General features: G+C 71.0%; 1 protein-coding gene. It reads left to right on the top strand.

Annotation, left to right across the window (positions count from 1 at the left end; genetic code table 11):
• Positions 1-10: 10 nt before the first annotated feature.
• On the top strand, positions 11-10234 hold a 10224-nt coding region (locus tag EAO72_RS41980; protein ID WP_261991510.1), incomplete at its 3' end, for a non-ribosomal peptide synthetase.

Below are 10234 nucleotides of genomic sequence, written 5' to 3'. Positions count from 1 at the left end.
ACTCCCGTCGGTGGCGCCGGATGTGGTGACCGTTGCTGACCAGCTGGCGTATGTCATCTATACGTCGGGTTCGACGGGTCGTCCGAAGGGTGTGCAGGTCGCGCATGGTGGTGTGGTGAATCTGGCGCTGGCTCTGAGGTCGGCGCTGGGTGTGGAGCCGGGTGCGCGGGTGTTGCAGTTCGCGTCGCAGAGTTTTGACGCGGCTGTTCTGGATGTCGCGGTGACGCTGGCCGGTGGTGGGGCGCTGGTGGTGGCCTCGTCGGAGGAGCGGCGCGTGCCGGCAGAACTTCAGGTTCTGGTTCGCGGCGAGGGTGTGGTGTCGGCGAGTGTGTCGCCGTCGTTGCTGGGTGTGCTGGACGAGGCGGTGCTGCCGGGTGTGCGGAGTCTGTTCGTCGGGTCGGAGCGGGTCGGCGAGGCGGTCGTGCGCGAGTGGGGTCCTGGCCGTCGGTTCTTCGTCGGGTACGGACCGACCGAGATCACGGTCATCGCCTGCGCCGGCCTTGCGGATCCGGACGTGCAGGGTGCCCCGTCGATCGGCCGGCCGCTGGCGAACACGCGGGTGTATGTCCTGGATGAGCAGCTGCGTCCCGTCCCTGTCGGTGTGGCGGGCGAGCTGTACATCGCGGGTGCCGGTGTGGCTCGTGGCTATGGCGGTCGTCCCGGGCTGACGGGTGAGCGGTTCCTTGCGGACCCGTTCGCCGCGGATGGTTCGCGGATGTACCGCTCGGGTGATGTGGTGCGTTGGCTGGCTGATGGCCGGCTCGACTTCGTCGGCCGGGCCGACGGTCAGGTGAAGGTCCGCGGTTTCCGTATCGAGCCGGGTGAGATCGAGGCGGTTCTGGCCGGTCACCCCGGGGTTCGTACGGCTGTGGTGACGGCGTTCGGTGAGGGTACGGATCGTCGTCTGGCTGCTTACGTGGTTCCGGCCGAGGGCGCGGTCGGGATGCCTTCGACTGGCGAGCTGCGGGAGTTCGTGAGCGGTCGGCTGCCGGAGTTCATGGTTCCGTCCGTCTTTGTCGAGGTGGCCGGGCTGCCGCTGACGGCCAACGGCAAGTTGGACCGTTCGGCCCTGCCCGCCCCCGAGGTGCAGCATTCTGCGGGCGAAGGCTTCGTCGCTCCGTCCGGGACGACGGAAGAACTCGTTGCCGGTATCTGGGCCGGAGTCCTGGGCCTCGACCGCGTCAGCGCAACCGACAGCTTCTTCGAGCTCGGCGGCCACTCACTGATGGCCACGCAGGTCACCTCCCGCATCCGCGAGGTCCTGGGCGTCGAGCTCGCCATGTCGGTGCTGTTCGACCAGCCCACCGTACGTGGCCTGGCCCAGGCCGTCGCCGAGGCGTCGGGAACGGTCGCGCCGCCCATGACGGTCGTGGACCGCACCCAGCCGTTGCCGCTGTCGTTCGCGCAGCAGCGTCTGTGGTTCCTCGACCAGCTCGACCCCGGGTCGACCGAGTACAACGTCGCACTCCCCGTGCTCCTCGACGGCGTGCTGGACATCGCCGCCCTGAATGCCGCCCTGGGTGCGCTCGTCGCGCGCCACGAAGTGCTGCGCACGCGCCTTGTCGCGGACGCGGACGGCGTGGCCCACCAGGTGATCGACCCGCCGGCCGCCTTCCCGCTGCCGGTGATCGACGTGTCCGGCAGCGACGATCCGCTCGGCCTCGCCGAGCAGATGGTCGCCCAGGGCATGAGCGAGCCGTTCGACCTCGCGGCAGGGCCCCTGTTCCGCGGCACGCTGATCCGGCTCGGAATCGGCGAGCACGTCCTGTCGCTCGCCATGCCCCACGTCGTCTCCGACGAGTGGTCGGCGCGGATCATCCACCAGGAGGTGGCGGCGCTCTACGAGGCGTTCCACGCCGGCGAGTCGGACCCGCTGCCGCCGCTGCCCCTGCAGTACGCCGACTTCGCGGTATGGCAGCGCGATTGGCTCAGCGGAGACGTCGTCGAGGGACAACTCGACTACTGGCGTGCTCAGTTGGCGAGTGTGACCGAGCTGGAGCTGCCCCTCGACCGGACCCGTCCGCCCGTCCGGTCGTCGGTGGGGTCGAGCACGCAGTTCACAGTGCCCGCCGAGACGGCGGAGGCGCTGCGCGGGCTCTCCCGCGAGAGCGGCACGACGATGTTCATGACGCTCCTCGCCGCCTTCGACGTCCTCCTCGGCCGTTACTGCGACACGGAGGACGTCGCGGTCGGCACGGCCGTCGCCAACCGCAACCGTGCCGAGACCGAAAGCCTCATCGGCTTCTTCGTCAACACGCTCGTCATGCGCACCGACCTCTCCGGCGACCCGACCTTCGCCGAACTCCTCCACCGCGTCCGGCAGACCGCGCTCGGCGCCTACGCCCACCAGGACCTGCCGTTCGAGCAGCTCGTGGACGACCTCGTCACCGAGCGGGACCGGTCCCGGACGTCCCTGTTCCAGGTCTACTTCAACTACGTACGGGACGGAGCCGGAGCGGGGGACGCCCCAGAATCCGACGCACAGGATCAGGGCCGGCATCAGGACCGGCAGGAGACCCAGGACGCAGCGCCCGCCGACGCGACAGCCGCCACCGCCACTGCACCCGGCGCCGACGCCGCTTCCACCGTCCCCGGTCCCGCCATGACGCGCGACCTCACCCTCTCGGACCTCTCCCTGACCTTCCGGGACAGCGGCGACGGCGCCCTGTCCGGCGAGATCGAGTACAGCACCACGCTGTTCGACGCCACGACCGTCCAGCGCATGGCCGGCCACCTGGTCGCCGTCCTGCAGGGCGTCCTCGACCCGGAGCGCCGCATCGGCGCCCTCGACCTGCTCGGCGAATCCGAGCGCTCGACGCTGCGACGGCTCGGCACCGGCACCGAGACGGACACGGAGGGACGCCCCGTCCATCTGCTCGTCCAGGAGCAGGCGCACCGCACCCCGGACGCCGTCGCCGTCGTCGAGGGGGACCGCCACCTCACGTACGGCGCGCTGAACGCGCAGGCCAACCAGCTCGCCCACCGGCTCATTGCACAAGGCATCGGCCGCGAGGACGTCGTCGGCGTGTGCCTCGCCCGCAGCCTCAGGACGGTCGTGGCCCTGCTCGCCGTCCTCAAGGCCGGCGCCGCCTACCTGCCCTTCGACGCCGACCAGCCCGTCCAGCGGCTGGAGCACATGACGGAATCCTCGGGCGCGGCGCTGGTCATCACCGAAGCCGCCCTGGACAAGCGGCTCTCGACCCTGTCCGCGCCCCGCCTCCTCATCGACGCCGAGCGACGGGACATCGCCACCACCGGCGCCACCACCGACGATCCCCAGGTCGACGTCACCTCGCAGAACCTCGCGTACGTCATCTTCACCTCCGGCTCGACCGGCCTGCCCAAGGGCGTGCTCGTCCAGCACCACTCGTGGAGCCTGCAGCTCCAGGAGATGGGCCGGCGCTACGGCCTGACCTCGTCCGACGTGACGCTCCAGATGGCGTCCCTCACCTTCGACGCCGCGCAGGAGCAGCTCTTCGCCACCCTGCTGCTCGGCGGATGCCTCGTCCTGCGCGGAGCGGAGCAGTGGGCGCCGGAGCGCGTCCTGCACGAGATCCGCAAACAGGCCGTGACCTCCGTGGAGATCACCCCCGCACTCTGGGAGATGATCATTCCCGGCCTGTCGGCCGGCGCCACTCTCGGCCCGGACTTCCGCCGGCTGATCCTGGGCGGCGAAGCGGTGTCGCCGCAGGCCCTCGACCAGTGGTTCGCGCAGACGTCCGTGCCCATCTACAACACATACGGGCCGACCGAGACGACCATCACCTGCGTCGCCTCCGAGCTGTGGGGGCCGGTGCCCTTCGTGCCGATCGGGCTTCCGATCGCGGACACGAAGGTCTACGTCCTCGACGCCCGGTTCAAGCCGGTGCCCGTCGGCATCCCGGGCGAGCTGTACATCGGCGGCGCGGGCGTGGCGCGCGGCTACGGCGGCCGCCCGGCGCTGACGGCCGAACGGTTCGTCGCCGACCCGTTCGCCGGCGGCGGAGCGCGCATGTACCGCTCCGGCGACCGGGTGCGCTGGCTCGCCGACGGGCAGCTGGAGTTCCTCGGCCGTGCCGACCACCAGATCAAGGTGCGCGGCGTCCGCATCGAACCGGGCGAGATCGAGGCCGCCCTGGCCACCCACGCCGGCGTCCGGTCGGCCGTCGTCACCGCCTTCGGAGACGGCATGGCCCGCCGTCTCGTGGCGTACGTGGTCCCGGCCGACCTCGGCGCGGGCATCCCGCCGGTGGCCGAACTCCGTGACCACCTGCGCCAGAGCCTGCCGGAGTTCATGACCCCCGCGGTGTTCGTCGAGATCACCGAGCTGCCCCTGACGCAGAACGGCAAGCTCAACCGCGCCGCGCTCCCGCAGCCCGACCCCGCCGCCCACGCGGACACCCACCAGTACGTGGCCCCGGAGGGTGCCACCGCGCAACTGCTCGCCGGGATCTGGGAGCAGGTCCTCGGAGTGGACGGGATCGGCGCCGACGACGACTTCTTCGGCATCGGTGGCCACTCGCTGCTCGCCACGCAGGTCATCTCCCGTGTGCGCGAGGTCTTCGGGACCGAGGTACCGCTGTCGGCACTGTTCGACCGGCCCACGGTTCGCGGCCTCGCCGAGGCGATCGACGCGTCCGGCACGGGCGTGACGGTGTCGCCGGTGACCCCGGCCGACCGCGACGAACCGCTGCCGCTGTCGTTCGCCCAGCAGCGCCTGTGGTTCCTGGACAGGCTGGAGCCCGGTGCGCTCGGTCACGTCCTGCCGACCCCGATGCCCTGGACCGGCGACCTGGACGTGGCCGTCCTGGGCGCGGCACTGAGCGGCGTGGTCGCCCGGCACGAAGTGCTGCGCACCCGGCTCGCCCCGGGCGCGGACGGCGTGCCGCGGCAGGTCATCGACCCGCCGGCGCCCTTCCCGTTGCCGGTCGTGGACGTGTCCGAGGCGGCGGACCCGGTGGGCGCCGCGCGCGCCCTCGTGGCAGCCGACGCGGCCACCCCGTTCGACCTGACGAACGGCCCTCTCGTTCGCGCCGCCCTCATCCGCATGGCCCCGGACGAGCACGTCCTGGCGCTCACCATGCACCACGTCGTCACCGACGAATGGTCGGAACGTATCTTCCAGCGCGAACTGGCCGCCCTGTACGAGGCGTTCCGCGCGGGCGAGCCCGACCCGCTGCCGCCGCTGACCGTTCAGTACGCGGACTTTGCGGTCTGGCAGCGACAGTGGCTGTCAGGCGAGGTCCTCGATGAGCAACGCGCCTACTGGCGCGACCGGTTGAATGACGCCCCTGCGCTGGAGCTGCCGACGGACCGGCCCCGTCCGGCCGTACGGTCCTCGGCGGGCGCGCAGACCGCGTTCACCGTGCCGGCGTCCGCGGCGGAGGCGCTGCGCGCCCTGTCGCGCCAGAGCGGTGCGACGATGTTCATGACGCTGTTGGCGGCCTTCGACGTGCTGCTGGGCCGGTATGCGGGTGCGGACGATGTGGTGGTGGGGTCGCCGGTCGCGAACCGGAACCGTGCCGAGACGGAGGGCCTGATCGGGTTCTTCGTGAACACGCTGGTTCTGCGGACGGATCTGTCGGGTGATCCGTCGTTCCGTGAGCTGGTGGGTCGGGTGCGGGAGACGGCGCTGGGTGCGTACGCGCATCAGGACGTGCCGTTCGAGCAGCTGGTGGACGAGCTGGTGACGGAGCGGGACCGGTCGCGGACCCCGTTGTTCCAGGTCTTCTTCAGCTACGACACCGAGGGCGCACCGGAGGCCCCGGGCCAGGGCGGCGGCGACGAGGGAGAGTCGTCCGGCCATGTCGATCGCACCGTGCAGTTCGACCTGGCGCTGCGGCTCGGCGACAGCGGGAACGGTGGCCTGTCCGGGCAGATCGAGTACAGCACCGAGCTGTTCGACGCGGCGACGATGGACCGGTTGGCCGGCCACATGGTCACGCTGCTGGAGGCGGCGGCGGAGGAAGCGGACTGCCCGGTGGGTGAGCTGCCGGTGCTGTCGGCGGGTGAGCGCGACCTGGTGCTGGAGGGCTGGAACGCGGCGTCGGTGGAGCTGCCGGCGGTGCGTGGCGTGCAGGAGCTGATCGTGGAGCGGGCGGTGTCGGCTCCGGACGCGGTGGCTGTGGTGGCCGGCCCGGAGTCGGTGACGTACGGCGGGTTGATGGTGCGGGCGAATCGTCTGGCGCAGCACCTGCGGTCCGCCGGCGTGGACGCGGAGTCGGTCGTCGGTCTGTGTCTGCCCCGTGGGGTGGACATGGTCGTGGCGATGGTGGCGGTGTGGCAGGCCGGGGGTGCCTACCTGCCGCTGGACCCCGAATACCCGGCCGACCGGCTGGAGTTCATGCTCGCGGATGCGGGGGTGCAGGTCGTGGTGGGCGAGCGGGCCCTGGTGGCCGGTCTGCCGGTCGAGCAGGGTGTGTGGCTGGACGACCCCGCCGTACGGGGCACGCTCGCGGGCCTGTCTTCGGAACCGCCTGAGGTTGTTCGCGCCGCCGATCAGTTGGCGTACGTGATCTACACGTCGGGGTCGACCGGGCGGCCCAAGGGCGTGCAGGTCGCGCACGGCAGTGTGGTCGGCATGGTCTCGGCTCTGTCGCCGGAGCTGGGCGCCGGGCCGGGCGTGCGCATGCTGCAGTTCGCCTCCTTCAGCTTCGACGCCGCCGTCCTGGACGTGGCGGTGACGCTCGCCTCGGGCGGTGTCCTCGTCGTGGCGACGTCGGAGGAGCGCGCCGAGGCGGCGCTCCTCACGTCGATGCTGCGGGCCGAGGCCGTGGTCGCGGCGAGTGTGGTTCCCTCCCTGCTGGGCGTCCTGGATCCGCAGGCCGTGTCCGGTGTGGAGACCCTGCTGCTGGGTGCGGAGCGCCTGACGGAGCCGGTGGCCCGTGCTTGGTCGGCCGGCCGGCGGCTGGTGAACACGTACGGTCCGACCGAGTCGACCGTCATGGTGACGACGGGTGTCGTGGACCCGGGCCGTCTCACCGGTGCGCCCGCGATCGGTGCGCCTGTCGCCAACGCGCGTCTGTACGTCCTGGACGACCGGCTGAACCCGGTGCCGGTGGGTGTGGCCGGTGAGGTGTACATCGCGGGTCCGCAGGTCGCTCGTGGCTACCGTGGTCGCCCTGGCCTGACGGCGGAGCGGTTCGTCGCCGACCCGATCGCCGCCGACGGCATGCGCATGTACCGCTCGGGTGACCGTGCCCGCTGGCTGGCGGACGGGCAGCTCGACTTCGTCGGCCGGGCCGACGGCCAGGTGAAGGTGCGCGGTTTCCGTATCGAGCCGGGCGAGATCGAGGCGGTCCTGACCGGCCACCCCCGGATCCGTACCTCCGTCGTCGCCGCTTTCGGCGATGTCGAGGACCGCCGCCTCGTCGCGTACCTGGTCCCCGCCGATCAGACGGCCGGCACCCCGACCGTCGCCGACCTCCGCGCGTACGCCGGCAGCCGACTGCCCGCCTACATGATCCCCTCCGGGGAGGCGGAGTTCTGGCGGGCTGCGGAGGCGGCGGTGGAGCCGTTGCCGCGCGTCATCGAGGGTGGTGCGAACCGGGTGTCGGGGGCGCGGCGGGTGTCGGTGTCCCTGGAGGCCGGGCTGACGGAGCGGTTGCTGCGTGAGGTGCCGGCGGCGTTTCGTACGCGGATCGATGACGTGCTGCTGAGCGTGCTGGGGGCGGTGTTCACCGAGTGGACTGGTACGCGGTCTGTTGTGGTGGATGTCGAGGGCCACGGCCGTGAGGACGTCGGGGCGGATATCGACGTGTCGCGCACGGTCGGCTGGTTCACGAGCGTGTACCCGGTGGAGCTCACCGCTCTGGTCGACGGTGACCTGGGTGCGCTTTTGCGCCGTACGAAGGAGTACCTGCGCGGTGTTCCGCGCAAGGGTCTGGGCTATGGTCTCCTGCGCCATCTCACCGACTGGACGCCGCTGGGGCAAGCCGAGGTCGGCTTCAACTACCTCGGCCAGTCCGGCCGCCGACCCGATGATGACGACAAGGCCATCGACGCCGGACGCGCGCAGGACGGGCGGGGCGGTCGCTTCCGGCCGCTGCCCGGCTCCCTCGGCGAAGGGGAGTCGTCGCAGAACGAGCGCTCGTACCTGATCGACGTCAACAGCCAGGTCAGCGACGGCCGCCTGCAGATGGTGTGGACGTACGGCGCCGAGGTGCACGACGAGGCGACGATCGCACGCCTCGCCGAGCGGTACGTCGAGGTGCTGGCTGACCTGATCGAGTACTGCTGCCGCCCGGAGACCGGCGGCCACACGCCGTCCGACTTCCCGCTCGCGCAGATCGACCAGGCCGTGCTCGACCGAGTCGCGCAGAACCTGCCGACCGAGATCGAGGACATCTATCCGCTCACGCCCCTCCAGCAGGGCATGCTCTTCCACACGCGCCTCTCGGCCGACCCCAGCATGTACTGGGCCCAGAACGGCCTGCTGCTGGAAGGCGAACTGGACCTCGACGCCCTCACGCTGGCGTGGGAGCTGGTGTTCTCCCGGCACGAGGTGCTGCGCACCGCGGTCGTCTCGGACGGCGTGCCGCAGCCGCTCGCGGTCGTCTCCCGTGCCATACCCCTGCCCCTGGAAGTGCTGGATCTCGCACACCTCGACGAGGAGGAGCGGCGCGACGCGATCTCCGCGCACTTGGAGGCCGACTGGGCGCGTGGTGCGGACTTCACGGCCTCCACGCTGGTTCGTCTGGCGTTGGTGCGTCTGGCCGAGGGTCGGCATCAGCTGGTGTGGAGCTATCACCACCTGCTGTTGGACGGGTGGAGTGTGCCCATCGTCCTGGGTGAGGTCCTGGAGGCGTATCACGCGTTCCGTGCGGGCCGGCGCCCGGAGTTGGGTGTGCGGGCGTCGTTCCGGGAGTTCGCGGCGTGGGTTGCGGGTCAGGACGAGGAGGCTGCGCGGGAGTACTGGGCCGGGCGGTTGGCCGGGTTCGGTGAGGTGACGTCGCTGGGCGTGGAGCGGGCGACGGGCGAGGAGGGTCTGGAGGAGCTGCATCTGCAGTTGCCGGCGACGGTGGCGGGTGAGGGTCTTGCCGGGTTCGCGCGGCGTCATCGGTTGACGTTGAACACGGTGGTGCAGGGCGCGTGGGCGCTGGTGCTGGCGTTGTATGCGAGTTCGGACGATGTCGTGTTCGGTGTGACGTCATCGGGTCGCGGCGGTCAGATCGACGGCATGGACGAGATGGTCGGCCTGCTGCTGAACACCACGCCGGTGCGGGTGCGGGTGGAGCGTGACCGGCCGGTCGCGGAGTGGCTGGCGGGGCTGCAGGACGAGCAGGTACGGGCCCGCCGCTTCGAGCACACACCACTGGTCACGATCACTGACTGCAGCGAACTCCCGGCGGGTCAAGCGCTGTTCAACACTCTCTTCGTCTTCGAGAACTACCCGGTCGAGGAACTTGAAGCGGGTCAGGCGGACTCGGCGGAGAGCGGCCTGCGCACGGGCTTCAACCACATGCGCGAACAGGCCAACTACCCCCTGACCGTGGCCGCCAGTTCGGCGCACCACCTCGCACTCCGACTCTCTTACGACCGGGCCCAGTTCGACGCGACGACCGTCGAACGTCTCGGCGCGCACCTGGTGGCGGTGCTGGAGGCGGTGGCCGCCGATGCGGGGCAGCCGGTCGGCGAGCTGTCGGTGCTGGCTGCGGGTGAGCGCGAGCTGCTGGTGGCGGGTGGCGATGGTGGGTGTGTGGCGCTGCCGTCGGTGGGTGGGGTGCATGAGCTGATCGCGGAGCGGGCTGCGGCGGTGCCTGATGCGGTGGCTGTGGTGGCCGGTGCGGAGTCGGTGACGTACGGCGGGTTGATGGCGCGGGCGAATCGTCTGGCGCATCACCTGCGCGGGATGGGTGTGGGGGCCGAGTCGGTGGTCGGTCTGTGTCTGCCGCGTGGCGTGGACATGGTGGCGGCCATGGTCGGCGTGTGGCAGGCGGGTGGTGCGTACCTGCCGTTGGACCCTGAATACCCGGTTGATCGGCTTGAGTTCATGCTCGCGGATGCGGGTGTGCAGGTGTTGGTGGGTGAGCGGGCGGTGGCTGAGGGGTTGCCGGTGGCGGGTCGTGTGGTGTGGCTGGACGATCCGGGTGTGGTGGACGCGCTGGCTGGACTCCCGTCGGTGGCGCCGGATGTGGTGACCGTTGCTGACCAGCTGGCGTATGTCATCTATACGTCGGGTTCGACGGGTCGTCCGAAGGGTGTGCAGGTCGCGCATGGTGGTGTGGTGAATCTGGCGCTGGCTCTGAGGTCGGCG

The organism is Streptomyces sp. OR43 (genome assembly GCF_008042275.1).
Lineage (GTDB): Bacteria > Actinomycetota > Actinomycetes > Streptomycetales > Streptomycetaceae > Streptomyces.
The sequence above is the reverse complement of the archived record's forward strand: the minus strand, read 5'-3'. Positions and strand labels throughout refer to the sequence as shown.